Origin of the sequence: Pseudomonas sp. FP215, from assembly GCF_030687795.1 — a bacterium.
GTDB lineage: Bacteria > Pseudomonadota > Gammaproteobacteria > Pseudomonadales > Pseudomonadaceae > Aquipseudomonas > Aquipseudomonas salmasensis.
The window spans coordinates 1,309,361-1,326,211 of the sequence record NZ_CP117447.1 but is presented as its reverse complement, the minus strand read 5'-3'; the positions used below and the strand labels follow the sequence as shown (position 1 = coordinate 1,326,211).

Genomic DNA, 16,851 nt, shown 5'->3' with positions numbered 1-16,851 from the left:
ATCGCGATCACTGTGGGAGCCGGGCTTGCCCGCGATGGCCACAACTCGATATACCGCCCTGCTCAGATAGCACTGAACCGTTGAGCCAGTTTTTGCTCGGCAAACTGCTCAATAATGAAATCCACAAACGCCCGCGTCTTGCCCGGCAGCAACTTATGCTCGGCGTAGTAGATGGAAATATTGCCGTCGTCCACATACCAGTTGGGTAACACCCGCACCAGCGCCCCGCTGTCCAGGAACGGCACGGCCATTGGCATGCTCACCAGCGCGATGCCAAGGCCCTGGGCACTGGCGCAGCACGCGGCTTCGGAGTCGCTCATGGTCATCGCCGGTTTCAGCACTAAAGGGCTGTGCTCGCGCTCACGATTGGTCAGTTGCCACGAACGCACCCGGCCAGTCTGCGGCGAGCGGATCAAGATGCCGAGGCAGTGCGACAGGTCCTCGGGCACCAGTACCGGAAGGCGTCGCGCCAGGTAATCCGGCGACGCCACCAGCACCCGGTGCGCCGGCGTCAACTTGCGCGCTACCACACCTTGGGGCAACTCGAACCCGCCGCCGATGGCCGCATCGAAGCCTTGGCCGATCAGGTCGACCTGGCGGTTATCGAAGTGCCAGTCCGGGCTGATATCAGGACAGCGCCGCATAAATTCGCCCAACAACGGCACCACATACCGATTGCCGAACACCGGCCCCATGCTGACCTTGAGCGTACCCACCGGCCGCCCTTCGGCACTGGCCAGGTTGGCGACCGCATTCTGAATGGTGGTGAGGCTGCCACTGACTTCCTCCAGGAACACCTTGCCGGCTTCGGTCAGCGCCAAGCGCCGAGTGCTGCGCTGGAACAGCCGCACACCGAGGCGCGCCTCCAACTTGGCAACGCTTTTACCCACTGCAGCAGGCGTGAGGCTCAGGTGCCGTGCAGCCTCGGCAAAGCTGCCACCCTCGGCGCTGCGCACAAAGCATTCGATACTGCCAAAGCTTTCCATATCGCCCCACTCTAAACTTTTGGTTTACACAGACTATAGCAACCACGGGCTACCGAGCTGGGCGGGTGAGGTCGATACTCGCCCCATCAACTACCTCGGAGATCGACATGACCACACACAACCTCACCGGCAAAGTCGCCTTGATTCAAGGCGGTTCCCGCGGCATCGGCGCCGCCATCGTCAAGCGCCTCGCCGCCCAGGGCGCAGCGGTTGCCTTTACCTACGTCAGTTCGGCCGCCAAGGCCCAAGCGTTGCAGAACGAAGTGATCAGCGAAGGCGGCAAAGCCCTGGCGATACAGGCCGACAGCGCCGATGCCACGGCGATTCGCGCGGCGGTCAACGCTACAGTCGAGGCGTTTGGACGCCTGGATATCCTGGTGAATAACGCTGGCGTGCTGGCCATCGCGCCGCTGGACGAATTCAAGCTGGAAGACTTCGACCAGACCTTGGCGATCAACGTACGCAGCGTATTTATCGCCACCCAGGAAGCCGCCAAGCATATGGGCGAAGGTGGCCGGGTGATCAATATCGGCAGCACCAACGCCGAACGCATGCCCTTTGGCGGTGGCGGGCCCTACGCCATGAGCAAAGCGGCGCTGGTGGGGTTGACCAAGGGGTTGGCACGAGACCTGGGGCCACGGGGCATCACCATCAACAACGTGCAGCCTGGCCCGGTGGACACCGATATGAACCCGGCGAACAGTGATTTTGCCGAAAGCCTGATCGGGTTGATGGCGGTAGGTCGGTATGGGCATGTGGAGGAGATCGCCAGTTTTGTGGCGTATCTGGCTGGGCCGGAAGCGGGCTATATCACGGGCGCCAGCCTGACCATCGATGGTGGTTTCAGCGCCTGATTCTTTGCAGAACCGCAACCCAAATGTGGGAGCGGGCTTGCTCGCGAAGGCGGTGGGTCAGTTGATAAATCTACTGACTGACACCCTGCATTCGCGAGCAAGCCCGCTCCCACATTTTTGACCGCGCGGGGTCAGGCCATGGGAGGCAAGCCGTAGGCGGCCAGGTCAAAGTCGGCGAGTTTGCGAATAATCAGGTCAGCATGCTGGTACTTGCTGTCAGCCATCGCCTCATCAGGCACCGCAATGGCGGTCATGTGCGCAGCCTTCGCCGCCGTCACGCCGAACGGCGAGTCTTCGAACACCAGGCAATCCTCAGGCGCTACACCCAACCGGAGCGCGGCGGTGAGGAAGATATCTGGCGCGGGCTTGGCGGCGCCGACTTCCGGGTCGTCGGCGGTGACGATGGTGTCGAACAGGCCAAACCATTCACGGTGCAGGGTGGTCTTGTGGCCAAACGAATTACGCGATGAACTGGTGCCCACCGCAATCGGAATATTGTGCGCCTTCAAGTGCCGCACCAACGCCTCTGCACCGGGCATGCCCAGGGCCTTGGGAAAACGCTCGCTCATCAGCGGTTCGCGTATTTCCAGAAACTCGGCGGGCGTGATCGGCAGGTCCAGCGCCTTGACCACGTAATCGGCCAAATCCTGCGCGCCCCGCCCGATGATGTGCTGCTTGATGCCCCAGTCGTAGGTACGGCCATAGCGTTCGGCAATGATCTGCGTCACTTCGGTGTAGATGCCTTCGGTATCCAGCAACAACCCGTCCATATCGAAAATCACGGCCTTGATCGGGACAGCGGTACGCGGTGCATTCATCACAACACAACCTTGGGGCGAGGACTAAAAGGATTCAGCACAATAACGGCCCTCGTTGCCTGCAAGCAACCTTCGTGGACCAACCGTTGATTCATACCAAGCAACAGTTTTAACCATCGGCGCTGACGGCGGCCGTCTAGGGTTTGAGAGGACAACGCCATGACCCGTCGACACGGATCTGAAAATACCGATTGCAAACCTTATAAAAGACTTATTAACCTCCATGAACTCAATCCACTGGACGCGAAAAGCCGTCAAACAATTGCTTCGGTTGCATTCATTTCATCAGCAACAGGTACGCGATGCCGTGTCCGCTCTTGAACACATGCCCGATGCAATCAACGTCAAGGTGCTGGTTAACCATCCTCACAGCTATCGCTTGCGGGTAGGTCATTACCGGGTCCTTTTCGACTGGGACGGCAGCATCCAGGTCGTCAGCATCCAAGAGGTTAAAAAACGTGACGAGCGAACCTACTGCCGTACAGATCATCCACAATACGCAGGGCAAGCCAGCCTATGTGGTGATTCCCTATGAACACTATGTGGCGCAGCAAAAAGATCCAAACCTGATCCCCCATGCGGTAGTCAGCCGCCTGGTGGATGGCGTAACACCTATCCGCGCGTGGCGCGAGCACCTGAGCTTGACCCAGGAAGAAGTCGCCCAACGCCTGGGTATTTCACAATCGGCATTTGCCCAGCAGGAAGCGGTCAGCAAACCTCGTCGCACCACGCGGGAAAAGATAGCCAAGGCGTTCGGTATCAATGCCAGTCAACTGGAGCTATAACTTCACCCGGCAAGAATTCACGTATTCCTTTACTCAGATCGAGCTCAAACATGCTCTACCGCCTAGCCGCCGACGGCCTCGTGCTGTTCCACCTGGCCTTTATCCTGTTCGTGCTGTTCGGCGGCCTGCTCACCCTGAAGTGGCCCAGGGTAATGTGGCTGCACTTGCCCGCCGTTGCCTGGGGCATCGCGGTAGAGGTGCTGCACCTGCCCTGCCCACTCACCCGTTGGGAAAACCTGTTTCGCCAACTGGCCGGGCAGGACGGTTATGGCGGCGGGTTTATCGAGCACTACATCCTCACGCTGATCTACCCCGCCGGGCTGACTGCCAATATCCAATTGCTGCTGGGAGCCGTGGTGGTGGTGATCAACCTCGCGGTGTATGGGCGGGTTATCCGGCGTTACGTACAGGCTTGAGACAGTTGCGCTGGTGAAGAATCAGCGCACCTCAATCCGTCGTGGTTGCATCTATGACACGCCGAAGCGCAAATGTGGGAGCTGTCGAGCCCCAGCGAGGCTGCGATGGGATCACCGCAAAGCACGCGCCAGACTGAGCCATCTGCATCCCAGCCTCGCTGATCGATTTCAATCTGCCAGCTGAGCGCTTAGAGTGTCGCCCCCGAGAATTGAATCTCGAGCTTGAATCTATGGAGTTATAAGTGAAATACCTCAGTAAAGTCGTAGCAGCAGCCGTACTTGGTTTCACCCTGGCAGGTTGCACCGGCACCGCCATGAAAACCCAGCAATACGACGCCAGCCAGTACACCGTGCTCGGCCACAGCGAAGCCAGCGCCACCGGCATCATGCTGCTGGGCGTCATCCCGATCGGCCAGAACAACCGCTTCGTACGCGCTCAAGATGCAGCCATCAAGGCCAAGGGCGGCGACGCGCTGATCAACACTCAAGTGCAAGAGAAGTGGTTCTGGGCCTGGGTATTGAACGGCTATACCACCAAGATCTCCGGTGATGTGATCAAGCTGAAAACCGCGCAATAAAGTACGAATTTGCCAGGGCGCTGACCCCGGTAAGCGACGTATCATGGGCCTGACTTTCGAGGATGGCCCATGAACCTCAGCATCATTTACGCCCTCGCGGCTGCCGCCCTGTTCGGCGCCAGCACCCCGCTCGCCAAAAGCCTTGGCCTGGGCCTTTCGCCCATACTGCTCGCCGGCCTGCTCTACCTCGGCAGCGGCATCGGCCTTGCCGGTGTGCGCTTGATCCGTGATCGCGGCTGGAAACCTACCGGGCTAACTCCATCGGAATGGCCCTGGCTACTTGGCGCCATCGCCTTCGGCGGCATCTTCGGCCCCGTTGCATTGATGTTCGGCCTAACCCGAACCACCAGCGCCAGCGCCTCCCTGATGCTCAACCTTGAGTCGGTACTGTCCGCCGTGATCGCCTGGGTCGTGTTCCGCGAAAACGCCGACCGACGCATCGTCCTCGGCATGCTTGCCATTGTGCTGGGCGGCGTGGTGTTGTCGTGGTCCGGTGCTGACAGCAGCCACCAGGACTGGACCGGACCGCTCGCCGTCGCGCTGGCGTGTTTGTGCTGGGGCATTGATAACAACCTGACGCGCAAGGTGTCGGCGTCTGACGCGCTCTTTATCGCTGGCGCCAAGGGTTTGATTGCGGGGTTGGTGAATTGCAGCCTGGGGCTTTATCTGGGGGCGCAGATTCCGGGCGTGGCGCAATTGGCGCCGATCCTGGTGGTGGGGTTCCTCGGCTATGGCATCAGCCTGGTGATGTTCGTGCTGGCGCTACGCGGGCTGGGCAGTGCGCGCACCGGGGCTTATTTCTCCACCGCACCTTTCCTCGGTGCCGCAGTGGCGTTGCTGGCATTTGGCGAGTCGGTGAGCGTGGCGTTCTGGATTGCTTCGGCGCTGATGGCCTTGGGCGTGTGGCTGCACCTGACGGAGCGACATGCTCATGAGCATCTGCATGAGGCGACGGAGCATGGGCATTGGCATGTGCATGATGAGCATCATCAACATGAGCATGGGTTTGAGTGGGATCCGGCGCAGCCGCACAGTCATGTGCATGTTCACAAGGTGATGACCCACAGCCATGCGCACTTTCCTGATGTGCATCATCGGCATAGGCATTGAGGATCGTTTGGTGTGAAGAGACTTCGGTATTCTCCAATCCTGAAGCCCATTGGGGGTAGCTAACCCCAAACACTACAGTGCAGGCGAAGGCAGGTATGATTCAGGCTAACCCGGCCAGACTGGACCTACGCACATGCCTGCCTCCGACACCCGCCCTACCCCCGCGCCATTCCTCAAGCCCGGTGAAACCGTGGTGTTGTTCGACGGGGTGTGCAAGCTGTGTAACGGTTGGGCAAGGTTTCTGATCCGCCACGACCACCAACGGCGCTTGCGATTAGCCGCCGTGCAGTCACCCGAGGGCCAGGCGCTGTTGGCGTGGGCGGGGTTGCCGCTGGAGCAGTTCGACACCCTCGCAGTGATCCGCGATCGGCACTGTTGGGAGCGTTCGGAGGCGGTGTTCGAAATCATTGCGCAACTGCCTGCTCGCTGGCGCCCAATGCTGCTCCTGCGTGGCATCCCGCGCTTTCTTCGGGATTGGGCTTACGACCGCATCGCGCGCAATCGCTATCGGCTGTTCGGGAAATACGATACCTGTCTGTTGCCGAACGCGGATCATGAACAGCGCTTTTTAAAGGATCAGCCATGAATCCCCTTTTGCGCATCAACTGGATCGCCCGGGGCGGCCTGGCTTTCATGTTTGCCTACCATGGGCTGGTGCCGAAGCTGCTGTGGCTAAGCCAGGGTGAGCGGGCAATGATCCAGGCGCACGGGATCGAGCAGGTGCAGTTGTTCGCCACGCTGGCGGGGGTTGGGGAAATTGCCCTGGCGATATGGATACTGCTTTGGCCACGCAGTGTCTGGCCGCTTGTAGTGGCTGCGACTGCGCTGGCGGGGCTGCTGGTGGATGTGGCGGTGTTCAGCCCGTCGATGCTCAGGGAAGCGTTTAATCCTGTGTCGCTGAATGTGGCGGGTTTGGCGTTATGTGCGGTGGCTTGGAATACCAAGCCCTGAACGGCATTTATTTCAGCCCGAGCGCCTCAAGTGCAACGGCCAGCGCTGATGTCAGCCATACAGCAACAGCCCAATCAACTGCCATGGCGTCATCTTAGTAACCATGATCAGCACGATCACAAACATCCCAGAGAAACCCAAAACACCCATCCAGAACCATTGCCTATAGACGCTGCGGTATCCATCACCAAGCGCCCTGCTCGTCTCAACCGCGCTGAGCGCCATTTGCTGCAAACGCTTCTGCAGCACCAGCACCGGCAGCCAAAGAGCCCCCACACACAGGAAGATGATCAGCGAAGTCAGCACCCATTCGGTGGTCAACCCAAGTCCGGCAAGCTTGATCAACACAAAGCCGGTAATGATCTGAATGACGCCCGCCGGCGTAGTGATCCAAGTATCGAACTGCACCACCATCCGCGCCACATGGGCAATCACTTGCGGGTTGGCCGTACGGCTCGCGGCGATCAGATACAGATACGAGCCCATGCCGAAGCCAAACAGGAAAATCGCCGCGATGATGTGGATGTATTTCAGGCTCAGATAGAGCATGGTCAGCCCTGCCCGTCAGAGAAATGCACGGCCAGGCTAAGGTTCGCCGGGTCGTTGATGGCGGCCATGTATTCGTCGACAGTGATTTCGCCAACGCACGGCCGCGCACCGGGTTCAGGCACATAGCCTTGGGCGACTTTGAGGGCCAGAGCAACGGCGGCACAGCTGGGGATTTCCGGGCCTTTGTCATTCAGCGCCGTCAGTTGCACCGCCAGGGACAGCGGTTGCCCTTCTGCACCGAGGCCGTTCACGTCGATGTACATCGCGCTTTTGCCATCGCCAAAGCGCTCGAACCAAGTACCCAGCCGATGCAGCCGCGCAGCCCAGGCAAGATGGTCACGCACGACGCCCCACCGCAGCGCCTGGGCCAGCAGATAGTTGGCGACACCGCCAAGCTTGAGCCCCGCACCAGCCTTGAAGCTCAGGGTGTGGGCACCATAGCGGCCAGCAAAAATGTCCATGTCGGGCACATCCACATTGGCCAACACCCGCGTGCCAAGCCCAGGCATTTTGCGCAGCGTCAGGTCCTGCCAGCCCAGCACTTCATGCACCTGGCCATGCCTGAGCTGCTTGATGGGTTTGCCCGCGTAAGCCAGCACACCTTCGACGGTGGACAGGCCCGGCATCTTGGCCGAGGAGGAAATACCGTGCTCGATCGAGTCGATACGGGTGAAGCGATAGCGATACTGATCGATGATGGCGCACGACAGCGTCGGCACTGAGCTGCACCCGCTAAGGATCGCCACGCCTGCCTGCCGTGCTTGTGCATCCAGCACGCTCACGCCGTTGACGAAGGTGCGGCAGTCGGACAAGTCGCAGTAGTTCACGCCAGCGTCGATGCAACTCTGGGCGACAGCATAGGACTGCCCCTGGAACGGGCCGCCGGTGTGGATCACCCACTTGATGTTCATCGAACGCAAAACGGAGGCGAACCCGGCGCCCATGGCATCGCCACACCAACCCTCGCAAGCGGTGTTCGACTGGCTTTTCAGCTCATCCACCTTGCGCTGCAGCTTATGTGGATCGCGACCCGAGATCACCAGTTCAATGCCCGGCGCCACCACCAGATGCCGGCAAACGATGCTGCCGAAATTGCCGTAGCCACCGACTACCAACACCCTGAGTGTCATTCCATTCTTCCCTAAACAATCGATCATGCGCTGAGCCTGAGGAAAACTGGCGGCTGAGTCGGCTAAAGATACCCGATTTGTTCAGCTTCTTGAGCCAGGATCAACGGGGAGCCTCGAGGAAATGGCTACGGTTGTGAGTCAATGCAACGGGTCATGATCACACCACCCGTCGCCATAGTAGGTTCGAGCTACATGTGCGCCTTCAATCGCACAGGGGTTGGTGGCTTTGGGCAACGTCCTACACATTACTCAGAAGCGACAGGCTGCCGTTTTAAAACCTCAATGCCTATAGTCTTCTGGTCGCCCATATGGCGACCGGGTTTGGCGACTCGACTATAAGATGGCAAAAGCCTCCCGGCTGATTTGCGGGATGCCCCTGCACGCAATAAGCTGCTCAATGGTAGCTGTGCGTGGGAGACCCTCGGGTCTGCCGGTCTTTGTCCGTTCTTATGCCGGTTCGCCAACCTGCGTACAGTTGCCACCTTTTGTTTGGCGACTAATAGGTGGCTTCTCCCCCTCCAAGCGAACGGACTTTACGCATGAACCAATACATAGCACTTACCAGCAACGACAGCGCCACACCTGCCCTTTTTGTCGATACCACCGTGCCATTGGAAATACTCCTCGACGCTGCGACCTATCGACTTCGTGCTGTTACACAAGTCCTCGAGAACCTCGCACTACGCAGTGAGATCGGTAGTGATGCGGTTGTACTCAGTGATTTTGCGTTGCTTTGTTCAATCCCTTTGCGCGACGGCTGCGATTTGCTGGACGTCATAGGAAGGCGAATGGATATGCCAAGCGCGTGACCTGATAAAGCTGGACTTTTCAAACCCCAGAAATCACAAAACCCCTGGTTTCTCTCGAAACCAGGGGTTTTGTTTACATCGAATTTGGCGGTGAAGGAGAGATTCGAACTCTCGATACAATTTCTTGTATACACACTTTCCAGGCGTGCTCCTTAAGCCACTCGGACACTTCACCGTATCTCGTCAAACCAGTTCAGTCTGTCGAGGCGCGCTAATGTAGTCGAAAGCCTTTCTGATGGCAAAGGTTTTTTTCAGAATTTTCATGCGGTTAGACCGTTATGCCATTCACCGCCCGACAGGGGGTGGTGATTGTGCCATTCTCAGGCAGTGGCGGCACGCGTCTGGAATGCTTGCTGCGCCCTGCTCCGGGGTGTCTACCCTTGGGGATGAGGCAAAAGCCTGACTGGGTAGTCAGTCACGGCGCTTTACCCGCGCGGGCGTGGTGAGTAACGTCTGTGCATCTATCTCTATAACAAGCCCTACAAGGAACCGCGTCATGAGTGAGTTGATTGCCTACCACTTCGAAGACGGTATCGCGACCCTGACCCTGAGCAACGGCAAGGTGAATGCCATTTCTCCGGCGGTGGTCAGTGAGTTTAATGCGGCGCTGGATCAGGCCGAGAAGGATCGGGCGGTGGTGATCATCACGGGCACGCCGGGGATTTTGTCGGGCGGTTATGACTTGAAGGTAATGACCGCCGGCCCTAAAGAGGCAATCAGCCTGGTGACCTCAGGCTCGACCCTGGCGCGGCGGATGTTGGCGCATCCGTTCCCGGTAATCGTGGCCTGCCCTGGGCATGCGGTGGCCAAGGGCGCGTTCCTGTTGTTGGCGGCCGATTATCGGATTGGCGTCGAAGGGCCGTTCAGCATTGGCCTGAATGAAGTGGCGATTGGCATGACCATGCACCACGCCGGTATCGAGTTGGCGCGCGATCGCCTGCGTAAGTCGGCGTTTCAGCGTTCGGTGATCAATGCCGAGATGTTTGATCCACAAGGCGCCCTGCACGCCGGTTTCCTCGACAAGGTGGTGGCACCGGAAGAACTGCACGCGGCTGCACTGGAAGCGGCACGGCAGTTGAAGAAGATCAATATGAACGCCCACAAGCACACCAAGTTGAAAGTGCGCCGCGCACTGCTCGAAGCGCTGGACGATGCAATCATCCAGGATCAGGGCCATAGCCTGAGCTAAGTCCTACACCTTTCGTGCCTGAGCCCGACCTTGAGTCGGGCTTTTTCTTACCTATAGATATGAAACGTCCGTAGCCGCTCTAGTTAGCCGTTATCGGCCCATGTGGAAACATGCGCTTAAACATCGGCTATCTCCTACGTCTGTAGGGGCAATTGCCGAATACAGTGCACATCCGTACACTGCGCCACCTTTTGTCCCGATGGGCCGTGTCGATGCTTTTTCTGTTGCGTATGTTGTTGATGGGCCTGCATTTTATGATCGCTGGCGTGCTGGGTGTGCTGGTCGGTGTGTGCCGGCCGTTCAATCCGGACAACAGTCGCCTTTGTGCTCGCCTCTATGCGTTGCCAGCCATGCGGATCCTGGGCTTGAACGTGAAGGCCGACGTCGACTCGCTGCGCAACAAGCCCGGTACCTGCGTGGTGATCGCCAACCATCAGTCCAACTACGATCTGTTTGTGCTCGGCAATGTAGTGCCGCACCGCACGGTCTGCATCGCCAAGAAAAGCCTGAAATGGGTACCGCTGTTCGGCCAGCTGTTCTGGCTGGCGGGCAATGTGCTGATCGACCGTGGCAATGCTCACAAGGCGCGGCGTGCGATGCTGACCACCACGCATACCTTGCAGCATGAGGACACGTCGATCTGGGTGTTCCCGGAGGGCACGCGCAACCTGGGCAAAGGGTTGTTGCCGTTCAAGAAAGGCGCGTTCCATATGGCGATTGCGGCCGGTGTGCCTATCGTGCAGGTGTGTGTCAGCAATTACGTGACGCAGATGAAGCTCAATCGCTGGGCCAGCGGCAGTGTGCTGATACGCTCGTTGCCGCCGATTCCTACCTGTGGGTTGACGGTGGATGACATCCCTCAGTTACTGCAGACGTGTCAGACGCAGATGGATGAGTGCATTGCACAAATGGACCGTGAGCTTGTAGGAGCGAGCTTGCTCGCGAAAAACGTATAAGCGATGCGGGTCAACTGATGGCGCTGCGTTATCGGTGACGATTTTCGCGAGCAAGCTCGCTCCTACAGGGAAGTGGGCAATGTCGGTGAGCAACAACGGAACGCCATTCAGGCTAAGCTGCCCAACATCTGTCCTCTTGATAAGAAGTGATCAGCACCATGGGTAGAGTTGTTGCGGCTGCCGTTTACAGCGCCGGTAAGAAAGTCTCGGATATTACTCTCGATGAAGGCGCGGCCTGGGCCGCCAAACCTGGGCACTTTGTGTGGATCGGCCTGGAAGAGCCCAGTGCCCAGGAATTGAACAACCTGCAACGCCAGTTCAACCTGCACGAGCTGGCGATCGAAGATGCCATGGAAAAACACAGCCGCCCGAAGCTGGAAACCTTCGGCGACGCGCTGTTTATCGTCACCTACTCCCCGGTGCGCGAGAACGGCAAGCTGGAGTTTATCGAAACCCATATCTTTGCCGGCAACGGCTACATCATCACCGCACGCAACGGCCACTCGGCGTCCTACGGTTTTGTGCGCCAGCGTTGTGAGGCGCGCCCGTTGTTGCTGGAGCATGGGGAAGATTTCGTACTCTATGCGCTGCTGGATTTTGTCACCGAAAACTATCAGCCGGTGAGCGAGGCGATCCACGCCGAGATCGATGAGTTGGAGCGTAACGTGCTGTGCAGTTCGCTCAACGAGCGCGATATCCAACACCTCCACGGCTTGCGCCGCGATGTGTTGCGGCTCAAGCGGCACGTGGCGCCGATGGTGGAGATCAGCCAGGAATTGCAGAAGCTCAGCTTCCCGTTTATCGACAAGAACATGCGCCCGTATTTTCGTGACGTGCAAATCCACGTTACGCGGCAGATGGAAGACCTCACCACCTTGCGCGATATAGCCAGCCAGACCATCGAGATCGGTGTGCTGCTGGAGGCCTCGCGCCAGAGCGTGGTGCAGCGCAAGTTCGCCGCGTGGGCGGCGATCCTGGCGTTCCCCACGGCGGTGGCGGGGATTTATGGGATGAACTTCCAGAACATGCCCGAGCTGCAATGGCACTACGGCTATTTTGCGGTGCTCGGGTTTATTACCCTGGGCTGTACCGGTTTATGGGCCAGCTTCAAGCGTTCGGGCTGGCTTTAAGCCTTGGCTTCAGGCTGATGCGCAACGAAGCGCATCATCCATTCCGCCACGGTGACGCCGTGGTGGTCGCGTTCCAGGCTGGCCACGCCGTTGCTGTAGACCTTTTCACCCAGGGTTGTCTGAAGGATTTCCAGCAACTCGCGGGAATAGTCGTGAACAAACTCCGGATGGCCCTGGAAGCACAGCACCTGGTCGCCGATGTGGTACGCGGCAAACGGGCAGAATTCGCTGGAGGCGATGACCGTGGCATTGTCCGGCAATGTAGTGACTTGGTCCTGGTGGCTGATCAACATCCTCAGTTCAGGCACCTCTGGGCTCATCCACGGGGCCTTGGCGTCCAGCTTGTAGTCGTGGGTGCCCATGCCCCAGCCCTGGCTGGCCCGTTCGGCCTTGCCGCCCAGCAGCAGCGCGAGCAATTGATGGCCGAAGCACACGCCCAGCAGCTTGTCGCCACGCTCATAGCGCGTGAGCAGGTAGGTCTTGAGGGTCTGGATCCAAGGGTCGGTCCCGAACGAATCGGCCTTGCTGCCAGTGATCAGGTACGCGTCAAACACTTCGTCATCCGGCGGGTACTCGCCCTGCACCACGTTGTAGACGACAAACTCGGCGGCAATCGGTTGCTTGGCGAACAGGCGCTTGAACATCTGCCCATAGCCTTGGTACTCATCGATCAAAGCGGGACGCAGAATATCGGTTTCCAGGATGCAGACGCGTAGCGACATAAAAAATACCTGACACGGCGATGGGAATATTGCACACCCCAGAGCCTGCCCTGAAATACATCCCCAAAGCAAGCCCTCAATGGGCGCCCACACACACTGTAGGAGCGAGCTTGCTCGCGAAAAACGTCAACGATAATGCAGGTAGCCTGGATTAAAGCGTTGCCTGTGCGTTCTTCGCGAGCAAGCTCGCTCCTACAGTGAAACGTCTAAAACAGTGCGCCTTTTGCGGCTTTTTCCAGTAATAACGCCGGCGGCGAGAAGCGCTCCCCGTACTCCTCGGCGAGATAGCGGGCGCGGGCGATGAAGTCGTTCAGCCCGTACTGGTTGATAAACTGCAACGCACCGCCACTCCATGCAGCAAAGCCGATGCCGAAGATTGAACCAACGTTGGCGTCCGCCGTGGACATCAACACGCCCTCCTCCACGCAGCGTACGGTTTCGATGGCTTGGATAAACAGCAAGCGGTCACGCACGTCCTGGGGTGAGATTTGCTTGCCAGGCTGTTCAAAGCGGGTTTTCAGCTCAGGCCACAGGTGCTTCTGGCCGCCAGCGGGATAGTCGTAAAAACCAGCGCCCGCCGCCTTGCCCGTGCGCTTGTATTCGTTCACCAACAGATCAATCACCGCCGTCGCCGGATGGTTCGGCATGGCCTTGCCTTCGGCCTGCAGGTCCTTGGCCGTTTGCTGTCGGATATGGCTCATCAGGCTCAGGGACACTTCATCGGACACCGCCAACGGCCCCACTGGCATCCCGGCCTTGCGCGCTTCGGTCTCGATTATCGGCGCAGCCACGCCTTCGCCGAGCATGGCGATGCCTTCGTTGGTAAAGGTGCCGAATACCCGCGAGGTGAAAAAGCCGCGACTGTCGTTGACCACAATCGGGGTTTTCTTGATTTGCAGTACGAAGTCAAACCCTCGGGCCAGGGTTTCGTCGCTGGTGCGCGCACCCTTGATGATTTCCACCAGGGGCATCTTGTCCACGGGGCTGAAGAAGTGCAGGCCGATGAACTTGGCTTGATCGGGCACTGCCGTGGCCAGGCCGCTGATGGGCAAGGTGGAGGTGTTGGAGGCGATCACAGCGTTGGCCCCCACCACGCTTTGCGCTGCGGCCGAGACCTTGGCCTTGAGTGCGCGGTCTTCGAATACGGCCTCGATGATCAGGTCGCAGCCGGCCAGGTCGGCGTCATCCTGGGTAGGATGAATGCGCGCCAGGGTGGTTTCGCGCTGTTCGGCGGTCAGTTGCCCACGGCTGACTTTCTTGTCCAGCAATGCAGCTGAATGGGCTTTGCCTTTTTCGGCGGCGGCCAGGGTGATGTCTTTGAGCACCACCTCGATACCCGCACAGGCACTGACATAGGCGATGCCCGCGCCCATCATCCCGGCGCCGAGCACACCGAGCTTACGCGTGACGTAGGGCGCATAGCCCGGGGGGCGTGAGCTGCCGGCATTGATTTGGTTGAGCTGGAACCAGAAGGTGCCGATCATGTTTTTTGCCACTTGCCCGGTCACCAGCTCGGTGAAGTAGCGGGTTTCGATCAGGTGAGCGGTGTCGAAGTCCACTTGGGCGCCCTCGACGGCGGCACAGAGGATTTTCTCCGGCGCGGGGAAGCAGCCCTGGGTCTTGCTGCGCAAAATCGACGGTGCAATGGCGAGCATCTGCGCGACTTTAGGGTGGGACGGCGTGCCGCCGGGAATCGCGTAGCCCTTGTTGTCCCAGGGTTGCCTGACTTCGGGATTAGCCAGAACCCAGGCGCGGGACTGGGCCAGCAATGCCTCGCGATCCGCCGCCAACTCGTCAATCAAGCCTGCTTGCAGGGCCTGGGCAGGCCGGACTTTTTTACCTTCGAGCAGATACGGCAAGGCTTTTTCCAGGCCGAGCATGCGCACCATACGCACCACGCCGCCGCCTCCTGGCAACAGGCCAAGGGTGACTTCCGGCAAGCCCAGTTGCACGGACTTGTCGTCCAGCGCGACCCGGTGGTGGCAGGCCAGGCATATCTCCCACCCACCGCCCAGGGCCGCACCATTGATCGCAGCCACCACCGGTTTGCCGATGGTTTCCAGGCGGCGCAATTGCGCTTTCAACACCAACACGCTGTCGTAGAACGCCTTGGCCTGGGCTTTGTCGACCTTGATCAGCTCATTGAGGTCGCCGCCGGCAAAAAAGGTCTTCTTGGCCGAGGTGATCACCACCCCGGCGATCTCGTCCTTTTCCGCTTCCAGGCGCGTGAGGGTGGCCGCCATGGCTTCACGGTAGGCGGCGTTCATGGTGTTGGCGCTCTGGCCGGGCATGTCGAGGGTCAGCACCACGATCTGGTCCTGGCCTTTTTCGTAACGAATGGCATCGGTCATGACAAATTCCTTAGGCTCAGAGGCGTTCGATAATGGTGGCGATACCCATGCCACCGCCGACACACAAGGTGGCCAGGCCGTAGCGTTGCTGGCGCACCTCCAGCTCGTCGAGCAAGGTGCCGAGGATCGCGCAGCCGGTGGCGCCCAAGGGGTGGCCCATGGCTATGGAGCCGCCGTTGACATTGACCCGTGTGGGGTCGATACCCATGTCCTTGATGAACTTGAGCACCACCGAAGCAAAGGCTTCGTTGACTTCGAACAGGTCGATGTCTTCAACCCGTAGGCCGGCCTTGGCCAGCGCCTTGCGAGTGGCCGGCGCGGGGCCGGTGAGCATGATGGTCGGGTCGGTGCTGGTCACCGCCGTGGCGACAATGCGCGCCCGTGGTTGCAGGCCCAGCTGGCGGCCCTTGGCCTCGGAGCCGATCAACATCAACGCGGCGCCATCCACGATCCCGGAGCTGTTGCCCGGTGTATGCACATGATGGATGCGCTCCACGTGGCTGTAGACCCGCAGCGCGGTGGCATCGAAGCCCATCTGGCCCATCATTTCGAAGCTGGGCTTGAGCTTACCCAAGCCCTCGAGGGTTGAGTCGCCACGGATAAATTCGTCATGGTCCAGCAGCACGATGCCGTTCTGGTCGTGCACCGCGATCAGCGACTTATTGAAGGAACCGTCTGCCCGCGCCCTAGCGGCTTTCTGCTGGGACTGTAGGGCAAAGCTGTCGACATCCTGGCGCGTGAAGCCTTCCAGGGTGGCGATCAGGTCGGCGCCAATGCCTTGGGGGGTGAAGTGGCTGTGCATATTGGTTTGCGGGTCGAGCACCCAGGCGCCGCCATCGCTGCCCATGGGCACGCGGGACATGGATTCGACGCCGCCGACGACCACCAGGTCTTCGAAGCCGGAACGCACCTTCATTGCCCCCAGGTTCACCGCTTCCAGGCCTGAAGCGCAGAAGCGATTGACCTGCACACCGGCCACGCTGATGTCCCAATCCGCCACCAGCGCGGCGGTCTTGGCGATATCGGCGCCTTGGTCCCCCACCGGTGTGACGCAGCCCAGGACGATGTCATCCACTTGGCGGGTGTCGAGGTCGCTGCGTTGCGCCAGCGCCGTAAGCAGGCCAGCCACCAGGTTTACCGGTTTGACGCTGTGCAGGGCACCGTCGGCCTTGCCTTTACCCCGGGGCGTGCGTATCGCATCAAAGATCAAAGCTTGGGTCATGACATCCTCGAACCGCTGTGGGTGTGTGCCCCTACCTTAGGCCCGATTGACACGGTTTCAATGACGGATGCGCTCATTGCTTTTGACCCCCTCGCTCGGACGAACGGTAGGTGCCTATGGGAAAACTCTGATTAATCGTTTTAGCGGTCTAGCCCTAGGGTTGGCGCCAAGATGGCAATAAGCCTCATGCCGTTTTTAGCGCAAATACTTATTAGCTGATATGAAATGGGTCTAAGCCAGAAAGAACGGGCGCTCTAAGGTTGAACCTGTAAGACGCTGCTGCCGGGTTTTGCTG

General features: G+C 59.4%; 18 protein-coding genes, 1 tRNA gene and 1 pseudogene. 12 read left to right on the top strand and 8 right to left on the bottom strand.

The features are described from left to right. Positions 1-62 precede the first annotated feature (62 nt). The gene (locus PSH76_RS06010; protein WP_138762370.1) at positions 63-986 is read right to left on the bottom strand and encodes a LysR family transcriptional regulator; all 924 of its coding nucleotides are present in this window, start codon (positions 984-986) and stop codon (positions 63-65) included. A gap of 107 nt (positions 987-1,093) precedes the next feature. Between PSH76_RS06010 and PSH76_RS06005 the strand changes: the two genes are divergently transcribed. Then, a complete protein-coding gene (locus tag PSH76_RS06005) occupies positions 1,094-1,840 on the top strand; it encodes a 3-oxoacyl-ACP reductase family protein (protein ID WP_003193340.1) in 747 nt (248 codons plus the stop codon). A 131-nt stretch (positions 1,841-1,971) separates the two neighbouring features. Here PSH76_RS06005 and PSH76_RS06000 read toward each other — a convergent pair whose 3' ends face one another. Next, positions 1,972-2,658 carry an HAD-IA family hydrolase gene (locus PSH76_RS06000; RefSeq protein WP_098950657.1) on the bottom strand — a complete coding sequence of 229 codons (687 nt, stop codon included), beginning with the start codon at positions 2,656-2,658 and terminating at the stop codon, positions 1,972-1,974. A 223-nt stretch (positions 2,659-2,881) separates the two neighbouring features. On the opposite strand from PSH76_RS06000, the pseudogene PSH76_RS05995 reads away from it, so the two are divergent. The 7 genes and pseudogenes from PSH76_RS05995 to PSH76_RS05965 form a co-directional block, all read left to right on the top strand. Then, positions 2,882-3,133: pseudogene (locus PSH76_RS05995) on the top strand (type II toxin-antitoxin system RelE/ParE family toxin); the annotation flags it as partial. Beyond that, positions 3,117-3,443: a helix-turn-helix domain-containing protein gene (locus tag PSH76_RS05990; RefSeq protein WP_305493737.1), complete on the top strand. Its 327-nt coding sequence runs from the start codon at positions 3,117-3,119 to the stop codon at positions 3,441-3,443. The pseudogene PSH76_RS05995 and the gene PSH76_RS05990, both read left to right, overlap by 17 nt. A 50-nt stretch (positions 3,444-3,493) precedes the next feature. Further along, complete coding sequence (locus PSH76_RS05985) at positions 3,494-3,859, top strand: DUF2784 domain-containing protein (RefSeq protein ID WP_098950656.1); 366 nt, start codon at positions 3,494-3,496, stop codon at positions 3,857-3,859. Between the two features lie 242 nt (positions 3,860-4,101). Next, positions 4,102-4,437: a hypothetical protein gene (locus PSH76_RS05980; protein ID WP_032895768.1), complete on the top strand. Its 336-nt coding sequence runs from the start codon at positions 4,102-4,104 to the stop codon at positions 4,435-4,437. A 69-nt stretch (positions 4,438-4,506) separates the two neighbouring features. After that, positions 4,507-5,547, top strand: coding sequence for a DMT family transporter (locus PSH76_RS05975; RefSeq protein ID WP_305493736.1), 1,041 nt, complete (start codon positions 4,507-4,509; stop codon positions 5,545-5,547). Positions 5,548-5,680: 133 nt separating this feature from the next. Next, complete coding sequence (locus PSH76_RS05970; protein ID WP_305493735.1) at positions 5,681-6,133, top strand: thiol-disulfide oxidoreductase DCC family protein; 453 nt, start codon at positions 5,681-5,683, stop codon at positions 6,131-6,133. After that, entirely contained in the window at positions 6,130-6,498 is a 369-nt protein-coding gene (locus PSH76_RS05965) for a DoxX-like family protein (RefSeq protein ID WP_305493734.1), read from the top strand. Before PSH76_RS05970 ends, PSH76_RS05965 begins: the two co-directional genes overlap by 4 nt. A 51-nt stretch (positions 6,499-6,549) precedes the next feature. Here PSH76_RS05965 and PSH76_RS05960 read toward each other — a convergent pair whose 3' ends face one another. Continuing rightward, positions 6,550-7,047: a DUF2269 domain-containing protein gene (locus PSH76_RS05960; protein ID WP_305493733.1), complete on the bottom strand. Its 498-nt coding sequence runs from the start codon at positions 7,045-7,047 to the stop codon at positions 6,550-6,552. A 2-nt stretch (positions 7,048-7,049) separates the two neighbouring features. Then, positions 7,050-8,177, bottom strand: a complete 1,128-nt coding sequence (locus PSH76_RS05955; protein ID WP_305493732.1) for a saccharopine dehydrogenase NADP-binding domain-containing protein — start codon at positions 8,175-8,177, stop codon at positions 7,050-7,052. Positions 8,178-8,716: 539 nt separating this feature from the next. Between PSH76_RS05955 and PSH76_RS05950 the strand changes: the two genes are divergently transcribed. Beyond that, positions 8,717-8,986, top strand: coding sequence for a short-chain dehydrogenase (locus PSH76_RS05950; protein WP_138762377.1), 270 nt, complete (start codon positions 8,717-8,719; stop codon positions 8,984-8,986). Between the two features lie 85 nt (positions 8,987-9,071). Here PSH76_RS05950 and PSH76_RS05945 read toward each other — a convergent pair. Then, a tRNA-Ser gene (locus PSH76_RS05945) sits at positions 9,072-9,161 on the bottom strand. A 321-nt stretch (positions 9,162-9,482) separates the two neighbouring features. On the opposite strand from PSH76_RS05945, the gene PSH76_RS05940 reads away from it, so the two are divergent. From PSH76_RS05940 to PSH76_RS05930, 3 genes are all read left to right on the top strand, one after another. Then, positions 9,483-10,175 carry a crotonase/enoyl-CoA hydratase family protein gene (locus PSH76_RS05940; protein WP_305493731.1) on the top strand — a complete coding sequence of 231 codons (693 nt, stop codon included), beginning with the start codon at positions 9,483-9,485 and terminating at the stop codon, positions 10,173-10,175. A gap of 212 nt (positions 10,176-10,387) precedes the next feature. Next, positions 10,388-11,131, top strand: a complete 744-nt coding sequence (locus tag PSH76_RS05935) for a 1-acylglycerol-3-phosphate O-acyltransferase (protein ID WP_044275131.1) — start codon at positions 10,388-10,390, stop codon at positions 11,129-11,131. 158 nt (positions 11,132-11,289) lie between these two features. Further along, positions 11,290-12,261, top strand: coding sequence for a magnesium and cobalt transport protein CorA (locus PSH76_RS05930; protein WP_003193449.1), 972 nt, complete (start codon positions 11,290-11,292; stop codon positions 12,259-12,261). Here PSH76_RS05930 and PSH76_RS05925 read toward each other — a convergent pair. The 3 genes from PSH76_RS05925 to PSH76_RS05915 form a co-directional block, all read right to left on the bottom strand. After that, positions 12,258-12,983 carry an amidotransferase gene (locus tag PSH76_RS05925; RefSeq protein ID WP_032895712.1) on the bottom strand — a complete coding sequence of 242 codons (726 nt, stop codon included), beginning with the start codon at positions 12,981-12,983 and terminating at the stop codon, positions 12,258-12,260. The two genes, PSH76_RS05930 and PSH76_RS05925, sit on opposite strands and share 4 nt — an antisense overlap. A 206-nt stretch (positions 12,984-13,189) precedes the next feature. After that, on the bottom strand, positions 13,190-15,334 hold the full coding sequence (locus tag PSH76_RS05920) for a 3-hydroxyacyl-CoA dehydrogenase NAD-binding domain-containing protein (protein WP_305493730.1): 2,145 nt from the start codon (positions 15,332-15,334) through the stop codon (positions 13,190-13,192). A 16-nt stretch (positions 15,335-15,350) separates the two neighbouring features. After that, a complete protein-coding gene (locus PSH76_RS05915) occupies positions 15,351-16,556 on the bottom strand; it encodes an acetyl-CoA C-acetyltransferase (protein ID WP_305493729.1) in 1,206 nt (401 codons plus the stop codon). Between the last annotated feature and the right edge of the window lie 295 nt (positions 16,557-16,851).

What these genes read in the sequence shown, in the direction of transcription:
- PSH76_RS06010 (WP_138762370.1), bottom strand. Translation starts at nt 986, where the DNA reads ATGGAAAGCTTTGGCAGTATCGAATGCTTTGTGCGCAGCGCCGAGGGT.
- PSH76_RS06005 (WP_003193340.1), top strand. Translation starts at nt 1,094, where the DNA reads ATGACCACACACAACCTCACCGGCAAAGTCGCCTTGATTCAAGGCGGT.
- PSH76_RS06000 (WP_098950657.1), bottom strand. Translation starts at nt 2,658, where the DNA reads ATGAATGCACCGCGTACCGCTGTCCCGATCAAGGCCGTGATTTTCGAT.
- PSH76_RS05985 (WP_098950656.1), top strand. Translation starts at nt 3,494, where the DNA reads ATGCTCTACCGCCTAGCCGCCGACGGCCTCGTGCTGTTCCACCTGGCC.
- PSH76_RS05975 (WP_305493736.1), top strand. Translation starts at nt 4,507, where the DNA reads ATGAACCTCAGCATCATTTACGCCCTCGCGGCTGCCGCCCTGTTCGGC.
- PSH76_RS05970 (WP_305493735.1), top strand. Translation starts at nt 5,681, where the DNA reads ATGCCTGCCTCCGACACCCGCCCTACCCCCGCGCCATTCCTCAAGCCC.
- PSH76_RS05965 (WP_305493734.1), top strand. Translation starts at nt 6,130, where the DNA reads ATGAATCCCCTTTTGCGCATCAACTGGATCGCCCGGGGCGGCCTGGCT.
- PSH76_RS05960 (WP_305493733.1), bottom strand. Translation starts at nt 7,047, where the DNA reads ATGCTCTATCTGAGCCTGAAATACATCCACATCATCGCGGCGATTTTC.
- PSH76_RS05955 (WP_305493732.1), bottom strand. Translation starts at nt 8,177, where the DNA reads ATGACACTCAGGGTGTTGGTAGTCGGTGGCTACGGCAATTTCGGCAGC.
- PSH76_RS05950 (WP_138762377.1), top strand. Translation starts at nt 8,717, where the DNA reads ATGAACCAATACATAGCACTTACCAGCAACGACAGCGCCACACCTGCC.
- PSH76_RS05940 (WP_305493731.1), top strand. Translation starts at nt 9,483, where the DNA reads ATGAGTGAGTTGATTGCCTACCACTTCGAAGACGGTATCGCGACCCTG.
- PSH76_RS05935 (WP_044275131.1), top strand. Translation starts at nt 10,388, where the DNA reads ATGCTTTTTCTGTTGCGTATGTTGTTGATGGGCCTGCATTTTATGATC.
- PSH76_RS05930 (WP_003193449.1), top strand. Translation starts at nt 11,290, where the DNA reads ATGGGTAGAGTTGTTGCGGCTGCCGTTTACAGCGCCGGTAAGAAAGTC.
- PSH76_RS05925 (WP_032895712.1), bottom strand. Translation starts at nt 12,983, where the DNA reads ATGTCGCTACGCGTCTGCATCCTGGAAACCGATATTCTGCGTCCCGCT.
- PSH76_RS05920 (WP_305493730.1), bottom strand. Translation starts at nt 15,334, where the DNA reads ATGACCGATGCCATTCGTTACGAAAAAGGCCAGGACCAGATCGTGGTG.
- PSH76_RS05915 (WP_305493729.1), bottom strand. Translation starts at nt 16,556, where the DNA reads ATGACCCAAGCTTTGATCTTTGATGCGATACGCACGCCCCGGGGTAAA.